This window comes from Streptomyces cynarae, from assembly GCF_025642135.1.
Classification (GTDB): Bacteria; Actinomycetota; Actinomycetes; order Streptomycetales; family Streptomycetaceae; genus Streptomyces; species Streptomyces cynarae.
The window spans coordinates 7,661,897-7,678,944 of record NZ_CP106793.1; the positions used below are offsets into that span (position 1 = coordinate 7,661,897).

14 protein-coding genes and 1 tRNA gene are annotated in these 17,048 nt (G+C 70.7%); 10 read left to right on the forward strand and 5 right to left on the reverse strand.

Annotated elements, in window-relative coordinates; translation table 11 throughout:
• Positions 1-40: 40 nt before the first annotated feature.
• Positions 41-814: a sulfite exporter TauE/SafE family protein gene (locus N8I84_RS34550; protein ID WP_263233406.1), complete on the forward strand. Its 774-nt coding sequence runs from the start codon at positions 41-43 to the stop codon at positions 812-814.
• 1 nt (position 815) lies between these two features.
• Here the strand turns inward: N8I84_RS34550 and N8I84_RS34555 are convergent, their stop codons facing one another.
• On the reverse strand, positions 816-1,595 hold the full coding sequence (locus tag N8I84_RS34555) for an HAD-IIA family hydrolase (RefSeq protein ID WP_263234979.1): 780 nt from the start codon (positions 1,593-1,595) through the stop codon (positions 816-818).
• A 103-nt stretch (positions 1,596-1,698) separates the two neighbouring features.
• Between N8I84_RS34555 and N8I84_RS34560 the strand changes: the two genes are divergently transcribed.
• A complete protein-coding gene (locus N8I84_RS34560) occupies positions 1,699-2,445 on the forward strand; it encodes a cobalt-precorrin-6A reductase (protein WP_263233407.1) in 747 nt (248 codons plus the stop codon).
• A 60-nt stretch (positions 2,446-2,505) separates the two neighbouring features.
• Here N8I84_RS34560 and cobF read toward each other — a convergent pair whose 3' ends face one another.
• Both cobF and N8I84_RS34570 read right to left on the reverse strand, forming a co-directional pair.
• Positions 2,506-3,276 carry a precorrin-6A synthase (deacetylating) gene (cobF, locus tag N8I84_RS34565; RefSeq protein WP_263233408.1) on the reverse strand — a complete coding sequence of 257 codons (771 nt, stop codon included), beginning with the start codon at positions 3,274-3,276 and terminating at the stop codon, positions 2,506-2,508.
• 47 nt (positions 3,277-3,323) lie between these two features.
• Positions 3,324-3,848: a DUF309 domain-containing protein gene (locus N8I84_RS34570; protein ID WP_263233409.1), complete on the reverse strand. Its 525-nt coding sequence runs from the start codon at positions 3,846-3,848 to the stop codon at positions 3,324-3,326.
• 100 nt (positions 3,849-3,948) lie between these two features.
• Between N8I84_RS34570 and N8I84_RS34575 the strand changes: the two genes are divergently transcribed.
• Positions 3,949-4,022, forward strand: a tRNA-Pro gene (locus tag N8I84_RS34575).
• Between the two features lie 244 nt (positions 4,023-4,266).
• On the opposite strand, the gene N8I84_RS34580 is transcribed toward N8I84_RS34575, so the two are convergent.
• The gene (locus N8I84_RS34580; RefSeq protein WP_390898978.1) at positions 4,267-5,763 is read right to left on the reverse strand and encodes an arabinofuranosidase catalytic domain-containing protein; all 1,497 of its coding nucleotides are present in this window, start codon (positions 5,761-5,763) and stop codon (positions 4,267-4,269) included.
• A gap of 683 nt (positions 5,764-6,446) precedes the next feature.
• Here N8I84_RS34580 and N8I84_RS34585 point away from each other — a divergent pair.
• The 7 genes from N8I84_RS34585 to araD all read left to right on the forward strand — a co-directional run bounded on the left by N8I84_RS34585 (position 6,447) and on the right by araD (position 15,923).
• A complete protein-coding gene (locus N8I84_RS34585) occupies positions 6,447-7,478 on the forward strand; it encodes a LacI family DNA-binding transcriptional regulator (RefSeq protein ID WP_263233410.1) in 1,032 nt (343 codons plus the stop codon).
• Between the two features lie 461 nt (positions 7,479-7,939).
• The gene (locus N8I84_RS34590; RefSeq protein WP_263233411.1) at positions 7,940-9,067 is read left to right on the forward strand and encodes a substrate-binding domain-containing protein; all 1,128 of its coding nucleotides are present in this window, start codon (positions 7,940-7,942) and stop codon (positions 9,065-9,067) included.
• Positions 9,068-9,069: 2 nt separating this feature from the next.
• Positions 9,070-10,680 (forward strand): sugar ABC transporter ATP-binding protein, encoded by a 1,611-nt coding sequence (locus N8I84_RS34595; RefSeq protein ID WP_263233412.1) that lies wholly within the window; start codon positions 9,070-9,072, stop codon positions 10,678-10,680.
• The gene (locus N8I84_RS34600) at positions 10,677-11,696 is read left to right on the forward strand and encodes an ABC transporter permease (protein WP_263233413.1); all 1,020 of its coding nucleotides are present in this window, start codon (positions 10,677-10,679) and stop codon (positions 11,694-11,696) included. Before N8I84_RS34595 ends, N8I84_RS34600 begins: the two co-directional genes overlap by 4 nt.
• 221 nt (positions 11,697-11,917) lie before the next feature.
• Positions 11,918-13,597: a ribulokinase gene (gene araB, locus N8I84_RS34605; protein WP_263233414.1), complete on the forward strand. Its 1,680-nt coding sequence runs from the start codon at positions 11,918-11,920 to the stop codon at positions 13,595-13,597.
• A gap of 54 nt (positions 13,598-13,651) precedes the next feature.
• Positions 13,652-15,169 (forward strand): L-arabinose isomerase, encoded by a 1,518-nt coding sequence (gene araA / locus N8I84_RS34610; protein WP_263233415.1) that lies wholly within the window; start codon positions 13,652-13,654, stop codon positions 15,167-15,169.
• Between the two features lie 28 nt (positions 15,170-15,197).
• On the forward strand, positions 15,198-15,923 hold the full coding sequence (araD, locus tag N8I84_RS34615; protein ID WP_263233416.1) for an L-ribulose-5-phosphate 4-epimerase AraD: 726 nt from the start codon (positions 15,198-15,200) through the stop codon (positions 15,921-15,923).
• Positions 15,924-16,216: 293 nt separating this feature from the next.
• Here araD and N8I84_RS34620 read toward each other — a convergent pair whose 3' ends face one another.
• Positions 16,217-17,002 carry an alpha/beta hydrolase gene (locus tag N8I84_RS34620; RefSeq protein ID WP_263233417.1) on the reverse strand — a complete coding sequence of 262 codons (786 nt, stop codon included), beginning with the start codon at positions 17,000-17,002 and terminating at the stop codon, positions 16,217-16,219.
• Positions 17,003-17,048: the final 46 nt, after the last annotated feature.

A 17,048-nucleotide genomic window follows, 5' to 3' on the forward strand; every position in this document is an offset into this window, starting at 1 on the left:
CTGACGTGGCCAGATGCGTGGGCATAGCATCGGTCCCCGCATGAACACGATGACGCTCTGGGACATATCGCCGTGGGGGTTCGCCGCGCTGGCCGCCGCCGCGCTGCTCGTCGGCTTCTCCAAGACCGCCGTGAGCGGCGCCAACACGGTCAGCCTCGCCGTTTTCGCCGCCGTCCTGCCCGCCCGGGCCTCGACCGGCGTCCTGCTGCCGATCCTGATCGTCGGTGACGTCCTCGCCGTCCTCACCTACCGCCGCCACGCCCACTGGCCCACCCTGTGGCGCCTGTTCCCGGCGGTCGCCGCGGGCGTCGTCGTCGGCACGCTGTTCCTGGTGTGGGCCGACGACGCGGTCGTACGGACCTCGATCGGCGCGATCCTGCTGCTGATGGCGGCGGTCACGGTGTGGCGCCGCCGACATGCCGACCGGGACGACGAACCCGACGCGGTGACCACTCGCGCCGGCCGCATCAAGGCCCGCTCCTACGGCGTGCTCGGCGGCTTCACCACGATGGTGGCGAACGCCGGCGGCCCCGTGATGTCGATGTACCTGCTCTCCGCCGGCTTCCGCAAACTGGGCTTCCTCGGCACCTCGGCCTTCTTCTTCCTGATCGTCAACGTCTCCAAGGTGCCCTTCAGCGTCGGCCTCGGCCTGATCGACGGCCGCTCCCTGCTGCTGGACGCGGCGCTCGCGGTGTTCGTGCTGCCGGGCGCCGCCATCGGCAGGTGGGCGGTGGACCGGATCAACCAGCGCCTGTTCGAGCAGCTGGTGATCGCGGCGACCGTGGTGGGCGCCCTCCAGCTCCTGCTGCGCTGAGCTATCGGAGCAGCGCGGGCAGGTCCGCGAAGGAGTCCAGGACGTGGTGGGGCTCGCCGCCTACGTCCCGGTGGGTCTGCGGCAGGTACTTGCCGGTCTTCACGAGGACTCCGGTGAGCCCGGCACGCTGGGCCGCGAGCACGTCGGACTCGATGTCGTCGCCCACCATGAGCGCCTGGTCGGCGGCCACCCCGAGGCGGGTCAGCGCGGCCTCGAAGAAGGCGGGCGACGGCTTTCCGGTGACCTCGGCCTCCGTGTGCGCGGCCTTCTCCAGGCCGAGCAGGAACGCCCCCGAGTCCAACTGCAACCCCCGGTCCGTGCGCCAGTACAGGTTGCGGTGCATGGCGACCAGCCGCGCGCCCTGCTGGAGGTGGCCGAAGGCCCGGTTGAGCGCCGCGTAGTCGAACTCGGGACCGGCGCCACCGAGGACCACCACGTCCGGGACGGTGTCCTCGTCGTCGACGAGACAGACGTCCGCCAGGTCCTCCCGGATGTCACCGCTGGTGAGCAGCGAGCACCGCGCCCCCGGGCGGTGCTCGGCGAGGTACGCGGCGGTGACGGCGGGCGCGGTGAGGATGTCCTCGGCGGCCACGGGGAAGCCGGCCGCGGACAGGGTCTCGGCGATCGAGGCACGGGTGCGGGACGTCGTGTTGGTGACGAGGGCGACCGCGTAGCCGGACTCACGGATCTCCCCCAGCGCGTCGACCGTGCCCGGCAGCGGCCGCCACGAGACGGTGAGGACGCCGTCGATGTCGATGAGGACGGCACGCACTGCGTCGATGTCGGGCATGCCAGGACGATAACGAGCAGGGTGCCGGACGGCCGTACGGCATGCGGGAAGGTTCCTGCCCAACGTGCTCCGAGGCAGCCGTACCCTCGTCGTCATGCCCCCGCACGTCCTGATCCTCGGCGGCACCACCGAGGCACGCGAACTCGCCGCGGCGCTGGCGTCCCGTCCCGGCGTCCGCGTGACCACGTCCCTGGCCGGACGGGTGTCCCGGCCGGGGACCCTCGACGGGGAGGTACGCGTCGGGGGCTTCGGCGGCGCGGAGGGGCTGGCCGCCTGGTTGCGTGAGCACCGCGTGGACGCCGTGGTCGACGCCACGCACCCGTTCGCCGCGGGCATCACGGACAACACGGCACGCGCCGCCGCGGCCACCGGCGTCCCCGCCGTGGTGCTCCGCAGACCCGGCTGGAGCGCCGGTCCCGGCGACCGCTGGCACGAGGCGGCCTCGCTCACCGGCGCGGCGGACCGTCTGCCGCGGCTCGGCCGGCACGTCTTCCTCACCACCGGCCGAGGGGGCCTCGCCGCCTTCGCGCACCTGACCGACCTGCACTTCCTCCTGCGGTCGGTGGACCCGCCCGAGCCGCCCATGCCACCGCACACGCGGGTACTGCTGGCGCGTGGACCGTTCACGGTCGAGGACGAGACGGCGCTCCTGCGCGAGCACCGCATCGACGTCCTCGTCACCAAGGACAGCGGGGGAGAGGCGACCGCCGCGAAGCTGACGGCCGCCAGAGAACTCGGCCTGTCGGTCGTCGTCGTACGCCGCCCTCCGCTGCCGCAGGGCGTGACGGCGGTGCCCGACGTGGCGGGCGTGCTGGCCCGGCTGGGGCTCAGCGGCTCCTGACGACGGCGGGGGCACGGTCGGCCCCCGGGTCTCCGAGCCGTCCGCAGCCCGCCCGCCCCACTACTCCCGGGGACGCCTGCGCAGCAGATACGTGTCCATGATCCAGCCCTTGCGCTCCCGCGCCTCGGCGCGCAGCCGCTCGATGCGCTCGGCCGTCTGAGCGAGGGGACCGGAGACGAGTATCTCGTCCGGCGTGCCGACGTACGCGCCCCAGTAGATGTCGATGTCCTGGTCCACGTACTTCCGGAACGCCTGGTGCGCGTCCAGCATCACCACCACGTCGTCGACCCCCTCCGGGAAGCCCTCCGCGAGGCGGCGGCCGGTGGTGATCTGCACCGGCCCGGCGACCCGGTTCAGTCCCGTGCGGTGCTTCGCGACCAGCGCCGAGACGCTGCTGACGCCCGGCACGACCTCGTACGAGAACGTCACCGCGCCCCGCTCGAGGACCTCCTGGAGGATCCCGAGGGTGCTGTCGTACAGCGCGGGATCGCCCCACACCAGGAACGCGCCGCTCTCGTCCTCGCCCAGCTCATCGGCGATGAGCCGCTCGTAGATCCCGGCGCGCGCCGAGCGCCAGTCGCCGACCGCGGGGGAGTAGGCGGCACCGCCCGCGGCCCGGTCCCGCTCGGGATCGCGCGCCTCGACCAGGCGGTACGACCGCTCGGGCAGGTGTGCGTCGAGGATGTCACGGCGCAGCTGCACCAGGTCGGACTTCACCTCGCCCTTGTCGAGGAGGAAGAACACGTCCGTGCTCTTCAGCGCCTTCACCGCCTGCAGGGTCAGCTGGTCGGGGTCGCCCGCCCCGATGCCGATGACATGAATCTTTCGCACGCCCCGAGTCTGCCGTACCCCACCGACAGTCCCCGCGGCCCACCCCCCTACGACCGTGCCCCACGCAGCAGGGGCGCCCACGCCCGCGCGTCGACGGTCGCCGCGTCCCGCTCCACCACAGCCGCCAACTCCCGGGCCCAACCGGCCAGCCCGGTCACCTCAAGCCCGTACGGCCGGTCCCGTCCCGTCGCCGACGCCCACGCCTCGACGGCCCCGGCGCCGCGCCGGAGCAGCCGGGCGCCCCCGGTCACATTGCCCCGGGCCGCGTGCGTGAGACCGACCGCCAGCTGCGCGAGCCCGCGCCACAGGGCCCGCTCCTCCTCGGGGCCCGACTTCCAGGCGTCCTCGAAGACCTCGTGCGCATGGAACGGCTTTCCGGCGTCCAGCAGCGCCTGCGCCTCGGTGACGGTCTCCTCCGGGGTGCGCACGACGCCCTCCGGCTGGCGTGCCACGCCCTCCGCCCCGTACGGCAGCGGCCGTCCCAGACCGTCCCGCGGCCGCGCGTTGCGGGCCCGCCCCTCCGTGTCCCGGTCGCGTCCCCGGTCCGCCCGAACTCCCGATGCGTCGCTCATACCCCGATTGTCCCGCCTCGCCGGCCCCTTTTCGGGGCAGGGCCCGTCGTGGGGTAAAGTTCTGTCCGCGTGATCACGCGGGACACCGCGGGAGCCGCACCGGGACGTGGCGCAGCTTGGTAGCGCACTTGACTGGGGGTCAAGGGGTCGCAGGTTCAAATCCTGTCGTCCCGACAGTGTGATGTCTCTGGACATCGGAAGCCCTCGAACCTGCGGGTTCGGGGGCTTCGTCGTGTTCTGGGTGGGGTGCTGGGGCTGATCGTCGCGGGTGAGCTGTCCGGGCGTACGGCCCCACTCGCCCGCCGCTGGTCTTTGCCGCCGGGGCTCTGGACCTGCCGCCCCCGTGCGGTGCCGCTGGACAGGCCGATGGCCCGCCTGGGGGAGGGGCGGCGGGCCATCGGTGCTGCGGTCGGTTCGGTCAGGGCGCGATGTCCCACTGCTGGCAGCCGTTGTCCAACTGCGCCCACTGGCGGACGGCCGTGCCGTTGCTCGTGCCGCAGTTCGCCACGTCGAGCGTCATGCCGCTGTTGACGTTGGTGATCGTGTAGTGGCTGCCGGCCGGGGTGACGTCCCACTCCTGGCAGGTGTTGCCGAGTGACGACCAGAGCTGCACGGCGGTGCCGTTGTTGATGCCGCAGTTCTTGTCGTCGAGGACCGTGCCGCTGTTGACGTTGGTGATGGTGTAGTGGCCGTTGCCGGCGCTGGCGAACTTCCACTGCTGGCAGGTGTTGCCCAGCGAGGACCAGATGTCGATCGAGGTGCCGTTGGCAGTGCCGCAGTTCACGGCGTCCAGCACCTTGCCGCTGTTTGTGTTGGTCAGACGGTAGGCGGTGCCGGTGACCGGGAAGGTCTGGGCGGCCTGGGTGTAGCCGACCGAGACGACGTTGGCCTGCACGGCGTCGTCGGCCGCGTCGGTCGGGTAGCCCGCGGTCATGACGCCCTCGAAGAACGACCCGTCGGACCAGTTGCTGTCGTCACCACCGGTACCGAGGACGATGGCGCCCTCCTGGTGCATCGGCATGTAGCCGGCGGTGGTCGGCAGGCTGCCGCTGTAGTCGGTCTTGAGAGTGCCGGACTGCGCGTTGCCGTCCTTGATCGCATAGGTGCTGGTGCCGTTGTTCTTCAGCATCGCCGTGACGAACGTGCTGGAGTTGCCGGTGTTGTTGCTGTTGGTGCCGTTGCCGCCGGCGAAGAGGCCGTTCTCCAGGTCCGCCATGACCCACGGACCGGAGCCGGAGCAGGGCGAGAACCAGCACTCGGTGCCGAAGTTGATGGCGTCCATGTGACCGTTGCCGGTGTCGGTGCTGCTCGTTTCGGCGTTGCCGTAGTCGAAGCAGCAGTTGCCGTCGACGTGGTGGCCACCGGTGACCATGTAGGCGCCCTGTGCCTGGCTGCCGGTGGGGACGCCGTTGGTGCTGTTGTCGCGGTAGCCGACGCCGGCCTGGATGGAGACGCCGTAGACGTGCTGCCCGCCGGCCGTCACCGGCAGGGCGTTGGCGATGGCGCCGACGTCCTGCCCGCCGTTGCCGCCCGGGCCCTCGATGGTGAGGTTGTTGCCCTTGCCGCTCTGGTCGAAGATCTGGGTGATGATGCACTCGGTTCCGGCGCAGAAGGAGTCCTGGGCCGCGGCGTTGGCGTAGCCGCCGGCGCTGAGCGTGTTGATGTTCGTCATCGTGTTGTCGGAGAGGCGCTTGACCTGGTAAAGCCTGCCGCTGTACGAGGCGTACAGCGCCCGCGTGGTGCTGTGCGCGGCGACACAGGGCGTGCCAGCAGATGCGTAGATGTCGCACGGCAGGGACGAGGCTGCCTGGGCCGTGCCCGAGGTGGCGATGACCCCGCCCAGGATGCCGGCGACGAGTGCGAGAACCGCGCCCACCACCCTCAGCCGGAGACCTCTCAGGTGTCTGACGATCACTGTGAACCTCTTCCGTCTTGCGTTCTTCTCTGGCCCGGCGCCAGGTGCGCAGGGAGCAAGGGGGCATCCGGAATGCGGTGATGTGCACATCCGGGGACTGCCGCCGGGGGCACGGCGTCGGCGCTGAACGCGGCCCGCCGCCCGTTCAGCAGGGGATTGTGGGCGCTAACAATCGAGGCTGTCGGATGCCGTCACTCATCCGAGCTCTGAGGGAATGGGGCAGGGGGACACGGCCGGAGCACGGGCCGCTCTGTTCGAGAGCCCACGTGGCGGGGGTGATGCAGCAGGTCGGAACGGCAGGCCGGTCTGGAGCTGGGGGTCGTACATGTGCTGTTCTCGCGCAGTCGGGGGGTGATCGACCGGTCTCGCGACTCCGTCTTTTTACGCTCGGATGAACAGGCGGTCAACACTGTTGAACAGTCAAGAGTGTGGAAACAGAAGCTGTGAACTTGGTTCGCTTCTGCGTGCGACGACATGCCCAGCGGCGCTGTTGCGGGATTTGAATGAGCAGGTCATGTGGGCCCTGAAAGGTCTGACAACGCTGTCGGGCAATGCCCGGAGTGACCAGTTGGGGAGCCTTGACCCCGCCGAATTGTGTGCGCTAACAATTCCCCACGGCGAGCTCGCTCCCACCGGAGAAGCGCCAGATCGGAAACATTCATGGCACGTGAGGAGGTGGAGGCATGGACGGGGATCGTGCACCGGTGATGGCGGACGTGGCCCGGATCGCGGGTGTCTCGCACCAGACCGTCTCACGGGTCCTCAACGACCACCCGAATGTGCGACCCGCCACCCGGGAGCGGGTGCTTGCCGCCGTCCGTGAACTCGGTTACCGCCCCAACGCCGCCGCCCGCACCCTGGCGACGCGCCGCACCCGCACCCTGGGTGTGATCAGCTTCAACACCACGCTGTACGGGCCGGCTTGCATGCTCTACGGCATCGAGCAGGCGGCCAGACAGCACGAGTACTTCGTCACCGTGGCCGCGGTCGGCACGCTCGATCGGCGTTCGGTGCTGGACGCCGTCGACCGGCTTCGCGCTCAGGGTGTCGAGGGAATCATCGTCATCGCGCCGCAGACCGCAGCCGTCGGCGCACTGGCGAACGTACCGCCGGACGTGCCCCTGGTCGCGGTCGGCTGTGGCACACACACGGCGCTGGCCTCGGTCGCCGTGGACAACGAGGCGGGTGCCGAACTCGCCACCAACTACTTGCTCGACCTCGGCCATCGCACGGTGCACCACCTGGTCGGGCCGCGTTCCTGGCTCGACGCCCAGGAGCGCGAGGCCGGTTGGCGCGGCGCCCTGGAGAAGCGGGGTGCTCCGGTGACCGAACCGCTGACCGGCGCTGACTGGACGGCCCGCACCGGATACGAGCTCGGTCAACGGATCGCCGCGGACCCGGATGTCACCGCGGTGTTCTGCGCCAACGACCACATGGCCCTCGGCCTGCTGCGGGCCCTGCAACAGGCCGGGCGCCGGGTGCCCGAGGACATCAGCGTCGTCGGCTTCGACGACATGCCGGAGACCGAGTACTTCGGCCCGTCACTGACCAGCGTCCGCCAGGACTTCGACGAACTCGGCCGACGCGCCCTGCGCGCGCTGATCGAGATCGTCGGCGACCCCGACGCGGGGCTCCCGGCAACCGCCGGGACACCGCACATCGTCATCCCGCCCACTCTTGTGGTGCGCACCTCGGCGACCCGCCCCCGACACTGAAAAAGGAAGTCCGACATGGGCTGCTCCCCGTTAGCGTGACCGCCGGCGATCCGGCTGTGGCCACACGCCACTTCATCGACTCCCCGACCGCCAGGGCTTGTTGCGCGTGACCTGCCCGTCGCGACAGCTTCACCCAGGCCACCGCCCCGAGCGGCCGCTCTCCAAGACCTGACTTACCGTCAGGCGCCCCCGCATCGCCGTCCGCCCGCCCCGCCGCGATCACCAGGCGCCCGACTCGGCGACAACCGCCCCCTCCGCCGCGTACCGCCCCGGAGGGACCAGCACGCACCCTCGCACCCCCCCGCATCACAGGCACCGTCATACCTCGGCCGGCCCGTGGGCGGGCCGTGATCCAGCCATGCCCGACCTGCCCGCAGCCGCTCCCGGCTGTGGGATCTCCAACTCCGACACGCCTAGAAGGGCGCCGATCAACGATGATCCGTACCAGAAGGTCCCGCACCGTGGCCGCCGCGACCGCGGTGCTCATCTCGCTCACCGCCGCCGCCTGCTCCAAGAACGCCGGCGGCTCCGACGCCTCCACCCCGGCCGCCTCCGGCTCGGCGGGCGCCGGCGCGGCCCCGGTCGCGCTGGCCGGTTCGGTCACCTTCAACCAGACGAACCTCGCCAAGCTCGACGCGGCGCTCAAGTCCGCGCTGGCCGGCAAGGACCTGTCCAAGGTCGACATCGCGATGGTCGTGAACGTGGCCGCCGACTACTGGAAGGCCGGTCAGGTCGGCTTCCTCAAGGGTTGCTCCGACCTCGGCCTCGCGAAGAGCAAGTGCACCTACTTCGCCCCGCCCAACGGCAAGTTGACCGAGCAGAACTCGGAGCTGGAGACCCTTCGCTCGCAGGGCGTGACCGGCTACTCGATCTCGGCGATCGACCCGACCTCGGCCGCGGGGACCATCCACACCGACGTCCAGAAGGGCATCGACGTCCTGGCGATCGACTCGCCGCTGCCCGGCACCGACGCCGCCTCGCTCTACCTGGGCACCCCGAACTACACCGCCGGATACCAGGCCGGCACCGCGATGAAGCAGGTGTTGGGCGGCAAGGGCAAGGTGGCGATCCTGGTCGGCTCGCTCACCGCGTCGAACGCCACCCAGCGCATCCAGGGCTTCGAGGATGCGCTGAAGGGCACCCAGATCACGGTCGCGCAGAAGGTCAACGACAACCTGCAGGCCAGCACCGCCACCTCCGACGCGGAGACCATCCTCGCCAACAACCCCGACGTCAACGGCCTGTACGGGGTTTACTCCTACGACGGTCCCGCGCTGGCGCAGGCGGTGACCTCGGCCGGCAAGACCTCTTCGGTGCACATCGTGTCGGACGACTCCGACGCCCAGACCCTGAAGTTCATCCAGTCCGGCGTGATCTCCGGCACCGTGGTGCAGATGCCCTACCAGCAGGGCTACACCGGGGCGTACATCCTGGCCGCGGAGAAGGTGCTGGGCAAGGACAAGACGATGGCGATCGTCAAGCCCTACCTGGAGAAGGACGGTTCGACCCTCAGCTCCGGCGTGGGTCTGGTCACCAAGTCCGACCTGAGCGCGTACCAGTCCCTCGAGTCGCAGCTCGGGATCGGCTGAGCATGACGGCCACGAAGAACGCCCCGGGCCGCGCGGTCACCGCGCGGCTGCGGGGGGTGCACAAGTCCTACGGGCCGGTGCGCGTCCTCGACCTGCCGGAACTCGACCTGTACGCCGGGCAGGTGATCGGCGTGGTCGGCGAGAACGGCGCCGGGAAGTCCACGCTCATGGGCACGCTGGCCGGGTCGGTCCACCGGGATGGCGGCGAGATCCAGATCGACGGCGAGCCCCTCGTCGCGGGGTCCACCGAGGCGGCGGGACAACTCGGCATCGCCATGGTCTCCCAGGAGTTCCCCCTGGTCGGGCAGCTCTCGGTGGCGGAGAACCTGCTGCTGGGCCGCCGCCCGCGGCAGTCGAAGCGACGGTTCCTGGTGGACCGTGCCGCGCAGCGGGCCGAGGCCGAGGCGATGCTGGCGGAGATCGGGCTGTCCGCCGAGACGATCCCGGTCAGCCGGGAGGTGCGCACCCTCCCGGTGCCGACCCGGCAGATGATCGAGATCGCCAAGGCCTGGGGCCGTGAGCCCAAGCTGCTGATCCTGGACGAGCCGACCTCCTCACTGGGTCCGGTCGAGGCCGAGATGGTGCTGGGCCTGGCACGGCAGCTGGCCGAACGCGGCGGCACGGTGCTGTTCATCGGGCACCGTCTGGACGAGGTCCGCGACATCAGCGACCGCGTTCTGGTGTTGCGCAACGGCAGGCTGGTGGCCGACCTCGAACCGGCGGAGGCCACCGAGGAGCGGCTGATCCGGGAGATGGTCGGCGGCGAGGTCGCGCAGGGCGAGCCCAAGGCGCCACCGGCGTCGAGCCCGGTCCTTGTGCAGGTCGAGGGCCTGACCGCGGACGGTCTCGGCCCCGTCGACCTGGAGGTGCGCGAGGGCGAGATCCTCGGTGTGGCCGGGCTGATGGGCTCCGGCCGCAGCCGCCTGGTCCACACGATCGCCGGCGCGCAGCCCTCGACGGGCGGCCGGATGCTGCTGGGCGGCGAGCCCTATCAGCCGCGGGGCGCGGGCGACGGCGTGGCGGCGGGGATCGCGCTGATCCCCGAGGACCGCAAGGAGCAGTCGCTGGTGCTGTTCGCGTCGATCCGCGCGAACGTCGTCGTCTCGGTGCTCAAGCGGATCAGCACCCGGGGCCTGCTCGGGCCGGGCCGCGAACGTGCCGAGGCGCGGAGGATCACCGAGAACGTCAACGTACGGATGCAGTCGGTGGAGCAGCCGATCGGCTCGCTGTCCGGCGGCAACCAGCAGCGCGCCATCTTCGGACGCGCCTTCGCCGCGGAGCCGCGCCTGCTCCTGCTGGACGAGCCGACCCGCGGCGTGGACGTGGGCGCGAAGGCGGAGATCTACAAGCTGATCGACCGGGCGGCGGAGCAGGGCATGGCGGTGGTGGTCGCCTCCTCCGAACTGGAGGAACTGCTGTGGATCTGCCACCGCATCGCGGTGATGAACCACGGGCGGGTCGTCACGGTCATCGACCGGGCCGACGCCACCAAGGAGCGGATCATGACGGCCGCGGCCGGCACCTCCGCCCTCATCCAGGAAATGCCGGACCAGGAAAAGCCCGATCCCGGAAAGCCCGACCAGGAACAACTGACGAACGGAGCCACAGCATGAGCGCGCAGAGCACGCTCGCACCCGACGAGCTCAAGCCGAGTTCCCGCCCGGCCGTGTCGAGTCTCGCCCGCAAGCTCGCCGCCTCCCCGGAGGCCGGCGTGATCATCGCCTGTGTGCTGGTGTTCGTCGGGATCGCGGCCAACGCGGACACGTACACCGCGACGGGCAACCTCCAGGTGATGGGCCGCGACCTCGCGCAGGTCGGCATCCTGGCGATCGGCGAGTCGCTTGTGATCCTGACCGGCGGCATCGACCTCTCGGTGGGCGCGCTGGCCGGCCTGGCCGGCATCCTGGCCGCCTGGATGAACGTCGACCAGGGCATGCCCGCGCCCCTCGCGATCCTGCTCACGATCGTGATCACTGCCGGCGTCGGCCTCTGGCACGGCATCATGGTGACCCGCCTGAACGTGCCGCCCTTCGTGATCACCCTGGTCACCTACACCGTCGCGCAGGGCATGGCGCTCGCCATCACCAGCGGCTCGCCCATCAACAACCTCGACCCGGTGTTCAGCAACCTGAGCCAGTACTACATCGGTCAGGTGCCGGTCCCCGCACTCTTCTTCGTCGGCGCGGCCGCCATCGCCTGGTTCGTGCTGGAGCGCACCTACGTGGGCCGGCAGATCTACGCGGTCGGCGGCAACAAGGAGGCCGCCCGGCTTGCCGGCATCCCCACCGCCCGCCGGATCACGTCCACCTACGTCGCCAGCGCCGCGTTGGCCGGTGTGGTCGGCATCCTGGTGATCGGCCGCATGAACGTGGCCGACCCCTCGGTCGGCGCGGGCTGGGAACTGACGGCGATCGCCGCCGCGGTGGTCGGCGGGATGTCGCTCTCCGGTGGCGAGGGCCGTATCGCCGGCATCGCGGCCGGCGCGATCCTGCTGGAGTTCATCACCAACGGCCTGCTCGCGCTCAAGGTCAGCCCGTACGACCAGCAGGTGGTGCAGGGCGCGGTCCTCGGCGTCGCCATCCTGCTCGACCGGGTGCGCGCACGCTACTTCGGCAGAAGCCGGAGCTGAGGGCTCCGCTGGGAGCGCAGTTCGAAAACCGCGGGCCGTCCGTGGCCGGTCGCCCAGTTCCCCGCGTCTGCTCGGGGCGCCGGCGCCGCCGCGGACTTCGACGGACCCGCCCAGCATGTCGGTCGACTCCGCCGATCCGGACGCAGGTGCCGCCTCGGGTGTCTTCAGGAGATCGAACAGTGATCGATATATCGAATACCTCTGTGTGAGGGAGGCTGATCATGAACGCCGGAGACGAGACGGCGGGGAACCTGGAACCCTGCGTCGTAGGAGTCGACTTCGGGACGCTGTCCGGACGGGCCGTGGTTGTCCGGGTGCGCGACGGCGAGGAGTTGGGGACGGCCGAGCACGAGTACCGGCACGCGGTCCTCGACCGGGAGCTGCCGGACGGCACCCGGCTGCCTCCCGACTGGGCCCTGCAGGTGCCGTCGGACTACGTCGACGTGCTGCGCCACGCGGTGCCGGCGGCGCTCGCGGCCGCCGGTGTGCGGCCGGAGCAGGTCATCGGCGTCGGTACGGACTTCACCGCGTGCACGGTGCTGCCGGTGCTCGCGGACGGCACGCCGCTGTGCGAGCTGCCCGAGTACACCGGCCGTCCGCACGCCTACGTCAAGCTGTGGAAGCACCACGCCGCCCAGGCCCAGGCCGACCGGATCACGACGCTGGCCGCCGAACGCAAGGAGCCGTGGCTGCAGCGGTACGGCGGGAAGATCTCCTCGGAGTGGGAGTTCGCCAAGGCCCTGCAGGTCCTGGAGGAGGACCCGGAGATCTACCACCGCACCGAGCGGTGGCTGGAGGCGGCGGACTGGATCGTCTGGCAGCTGTGCGGGACGTACGTCCGCAACGCCTGCACCGCCGGTTACAAGGGCCAGTACCAGGACGGCGCCTACCCCTCCCGTGCCTATCTGGAAGCACTCAACCCCGCCTTCGCCGACTTCGTGACGGAGAAACTCGAGCACCCGATCGGCGCGTTGGGAGCCAAGGCCGGGCAGCTGACGGCCGAGGCGGCGGCGTGGACAGGTCTGCCGGAGGGCATCGCGGTGTGCGTGGGCAACGTCGACGCCCATGTGACGGCGCCCGCCGCCGGCGCGGTGGAGCCGGGCCAGATGGTGGCCATCATGGGCACGTCCACCTGCCACGTGATGAGCTCCGACCAGCACGGCACGGTGCCGGGCATGTGCGGTGTCGTCGACGGGGGCATCCTGCCCGGCCTGTGGGGCTATGAGGCCGGGCAGAGCGGCGTCGGTGACATCTTCGGCTGGTTCGTGCGCACCGGCCTGCCCGTCGAGTACGCCGAACAGGCCGCCGCGCTGGGCCGCAACGCCCACGAGCATCTGACGGCGCTCGCGACCGGACAGCAGGTGGGTGAACACGGTCTGATCGCGCTGGACTGGCACAGCGGCAACCGCTCGGTGCTGGTCGATCACGAACTGAGCGGTGTGGTCGTCGGGCTGACACTGTCGACCCGGCCCGAGGACGTCTACCGGGCGCTGCTGGAGGCCACCGCGTTCGGCACCCGGACCATCATCGAGGCCTTCGAGTCGTCCGGGGTGCCGGTCGACGAGCTGATCATCGCGGGCGGACTGACGAAGAACGCACTGCTGATGCAGATCTACGCGGACGTCACCCGCCGTCCCCTCGGCGTCATCGGCTCCGCACAGGGGCCCGCTCTCGGCGCGGCGATGCACGCGGCAGTGGCGGCCGGGGCGTACCCCGACATCCAGGCCGCCGCCCGTTCCATGGGCAAGGCCGACCGGGGCGTGTACCAGCCGGACCCGGCCCGCGCCGCCGCCTACGACCGCTTTTACGAGGAATACCGGCTCCTGCACGACTACTTCGGCCGCGGAACCAACGACGTCATGCACCGCCTGCGCCGCATCCGCGCCGAGGCGTCCGCCTGAGCGCGCCCCACCACCCCACCCGCACGTCGCGCTCCACCCGAGAGGAATCCCGTCATGACCGCACCCGAAAAGCCGTCCGCCGGCCAGGAGATCTGGTTTCTGACCGGTAGTCAGGGCCTGTACGGCGAGGACGTTCTCCACCAGGTCGCCTATCAGTCCCGGAAGATCGCCGAAAGACTCGACTCGGCCGACCCGATCCCGCTGCGGATCGTGTGGAAGCCCGTCCTCACCGACGCGGAGGCGATCCGCCGACTGTGCCAGGAGGCAACCACCTCCACCGACTGCGTGGGCGTGATCGTGTGGATGCACACCTTCTCCCCGGCCAAGATGTGGATCGGCGGGCTGAGCGCGCTGGACCTGCCGGTGCTGCACCTGCACACCCAGTACAACCTGTCGCTGCCCTGGTCGAGCATCGACATGGACTTCATGAACCTCAACCAGGCCGCCCACGGCGACCGGGAGTTCGCCCACATCGAGGCCCGGCTCGGCATCGAACGCAAGATCGTCGCCGGCCACGCCACCGACCCGCGCGTGATCCGCCGGGTCGCCGCCTGGGCGCGGGCCGCCGCCGGACGCCACGCGGCACGCACCCTGCGCCTGGCGCGTTTCGGCGACAACATGCGGGACGTGGCCGTGACCGAGGGCGACAAGGTCGAGGCACAGATGCGGTTCGGGTTCTCCGTGAACACCTACGCGGTCAACGACCTCGTCGCCGTCGTCGACGCCGTCGAGGACAAGGCGGCCGCCGAACTCGCCGACGAGTACGTCGAGTCCTACAACGTCGTCCCGGCCCTGCGCCCGGGCGGCATCCGCCACGACTCGCTGCTCTACGCCGCCCGCCAGGAACTCGGTCTGCGCACCTTCCTCACCGAGGGCGGCTTCACCGCGTTCACCACCAACTTCGAGGACCTGGGCGGGCTGCGCCAGCTCCCCGGCCTGGCCGTCCAGCGCCTGATGGCGGACGGCTACGGCTTCGGCGGCGAGGGCGACTGGAAGACCTCCGCGCTGCTGCGCGTGATGAAGGTCATGGGACAGGGGCAGCCCGGCGGCACCACCTTCATGGAGGACTACACCTACCACCTCGGCCCCGGCACACCCCGCATCCTCGGTGCGCACATGCTGGAGGTCTGCCCGTCGGTGGCCGCCGACCGCCCCCGCTGCGAGATCCACCCGCTGTCCATCGGCGGCCGCGAGGACCCCGTCCGCCTCGTCTTCGACGCCGCACCCGGCCCGGCGGTCGTCGTCGGCCTGGCGGACCTCGGCGACCGCTTCCGGCTGACCGCGAACGAGGTCGACGTCGTCGGCCCCAGCGAGCCCCTGCCCCACCTCCCCGTGGCCCGGGCCGTGTGGAAGCCGCGCCCCTCACTGGCCGAGTCCGCCGAGAGCTGGCTGCTCGCCGGCGCTCCGCACCACACCGTGCTCAGCTCCGCCGTCGACGCCGAGACGCTGACCGACTTCGCCGCCATGACCGGCGTCGAACTGCTCACCATCGGCGCGGACACCACCGTCGAGCAGCTCGCCAAGGAAATCCGCTGGAACGCCGCCTACCACCGACTCGCCCAGGCCCTGTGACCCACGACCGCACCGAAGGAGACGAGCGATGACCGTAGCTGTGCGCGACGGCCTGCGGCAGGACGTCCTGGAGGCGAACCTCGCCATCCCCCAGGTCGGTCTGGCGACCCTGACCTGGGGCAACGTCAGCGGAGTCGACCGGGAGGCGGATGTCTTCGTCATCAAGCCCTCCGGAGTCCCCTACGAGGACCTCGCCATCGACCACCTGGTGACGGTACGCCTGTCCGACGGCGCGGTCGTCGACGGCGACCTGCGCCCCTCCACCGACACCGAGACCCACCGCTGCCTGTACCTCGCGTTCCCCTCCATCGGAGGTGTCACCCACACCCACTCCACCCACGCGGTCGCCTTCGCCCAGGCCCGCCGAGACATACCCGTCCTCGGCACCACCCACGCCGACACGTTCAACGGCCCCATCCCCGTCACCCGCGACCTCACCCCGGAGGAATGCGCGAAGGACTACGAGTACAACACCGGCCGCGTCATCGTGGACATGCTCGAGGAGGACGACCAGAAGGCCGTCGAGGTCCCTGCCGCCCTCGTCGCCAACCACGGTCCCTTCGCCTGGGGCGCCACCGCCCGCAAGTCCCTGGAACACGCGATCATCTGCGAGGCGGTCGCCGACATCGCCCTCCACACCCTCAGCCTCGCCCCCACCGCCCCTCCACCCAGCCACCTGCTCGATCGCCACTACACCCGCAAGCACGGCCCCGACGCCTACTACGGCAATCCGGACATGACAACGGCCTCCTGATGACCGGCGCACGTCGCCGCGGCCTGGTCGGGCTGTACCCGGCGTACAGCCCGACCCGTCTGCCGCTACCTGCAGTTTTTCCTTGGAAAGGCCCTCTGATCTGGGACGGAGGCTCTTTCCGGTCTTTCGGGGGCTTGCCGCGTTGGGCGGCGGAAAGTCCCTCGGAAGTCCCTGGGACAGCGCTGAAAGTCCCTGGCCGGAGGGGCAGGCGACGCCTCACAACTGGTTCGGATTGAGCGGACATAGCGTTGTTGATCTGCTCGCGGCTCTGCAACTGCCGTGAGTAGGACTCGTTACCGGTGTCTTTCGCGCCGGATGCGGTGGCTGGTCGTCCTGCGGAGCCACTGCGCGCACAGGGAGGTCCACGTGCCGGCGGGCGTCATGTCCTGGGCCAGTCCCACGCCGTGTCCGCCGGTGGGGAATACGTGCAGTTCGACCGGGACCCGCAAGGAGGCCAGGCGCTGGGTCAGGGACAGGGCGTGGTCGACCCCGACGGTGTCGTCGTCCGCGCAGTGCCAGATGAAGGTCGGGGGGGTCTGCGGGACGGCGATCAGCTCGATGGAGACCGCGCGGCGCTGTTGTGGGGTAGAGCCGGGGCCGAGGAGCGGGTCGCTGTCCGGTTCGCCGGCTGCGGCGGGGCCGAAGTTGTGCCATGACGTCGCCGGGTAGCAGAGCACCGCGAACGCGGGCCGCTCGTCGTCGGCCGTGTCCGGGCCGGCGGCGAGGTGGGCGGCGAGGTGGCCGCCCGCGGAGAAGCCGAGGACCCCGATGCGCGACGGGTCGACCCCCAGCCCCGGCGCCTGCGCGCGCGCCTCACGCATCGCCGCCCGTGCCGAGTCCAGCGGCGCGGGGTGAAAGTCCTGTGGCCCTACCGGGTACTCCAGCACCCAGGCGGCGAATCCGAGCTGGTTCAGCCACTGTGCGACGGGCTCCCCCTCGTGCGGGGCAAGGAAGGTGTAGCCGCCGCCCGGCATGATGATCACCGCGGGCGCGCCCGCAGCCGAGCGCGGCACCTCCGCCGTCAGTGGGTGGAACGTCAGCGCTGCCGCGCCACTGTTCATGGTCCGCAAGTCTGCCATCTGTTGCTCCATCTGTGAGAAGGGGTTTCTTCGGTCGAACCGCCGC

What these genes read in the sequence shown, in the direction of transcription:
- N8I84_RS34550 (WP_263233406.1), top strand. Translation starts at nt 41, where the DNA reads ATGAACACGATGACGCTCTGGGACATATCGCCGTGGGGGTTCGCCGCG.
- N8I84_RS34585 (WP_263233410.1), top strand. Translation starts at nt 6,447, where the DNA reads ATGGACGGGGATCGTGCACCGGTGATGGCGGACGTGGCCCGGATCGCG.
- araD (WP_263233416.1), top strand. Translation starts at nt 15,198, where the DNA reads ATGACCGTAGCTGTGCGCGACGGCCTGCGGCAGGACGTCCTGGAGGCG.
- araB (WP_263233414.1), top strand. Translation starts at nt 11,918, where the DNA reads ATGAACGCCGGAGACGAGACGGCGGGGAACCTGGAACCCTGCGTCGTA.
- N8I84_RS34570 (WP_263233409.1), bottom strand. Translation starts at nt 3,848, where the DNA reads ATGAGCGACGCATCGGGAGTTCGGGCGGACCGGGGACGCGACCGGGAC.
- N8I84_RS34600 (WP_263233413.1), top strand. Translation starts at nt 10,677, where the DNA reads ATGAGCGCGCAGAGCACGCTCGCACCCGACGAGCTCAAGCCGAGTTCC.
- N8I84_RS34620 (WP_263233417.1), bottom strand. Translation starts at nt 17,002, where the DNA reads ATGGCAGACTTGCGGACCATGAACAGTGGCGCGGCAGCGCTGACGTTC.
- araA (WP_263233415.1), top strand. Translation starts at nt 13,652, where the DNA reads ATGACCGCACCCGAAAAGCCGTCCGCCGGCCAGGAGATCTGGTTTCTG.
- N8I84_RS34560 (WP_263233407.1), top strand. Translation starts at nt 1,699, where the DNA reads ATGCCCCCGCACGTCCTGATCCTCGGCGGCACCACCGAGGCACGCGAA.
- N8I84_RS34595 (WP_263233412.1), top strand. Translation starts at nt 9,070, where the DNA reads ATGACGGCCACGAAGAACGCCCCGGGCCGCGCGGTCACCGCGCGGCTG.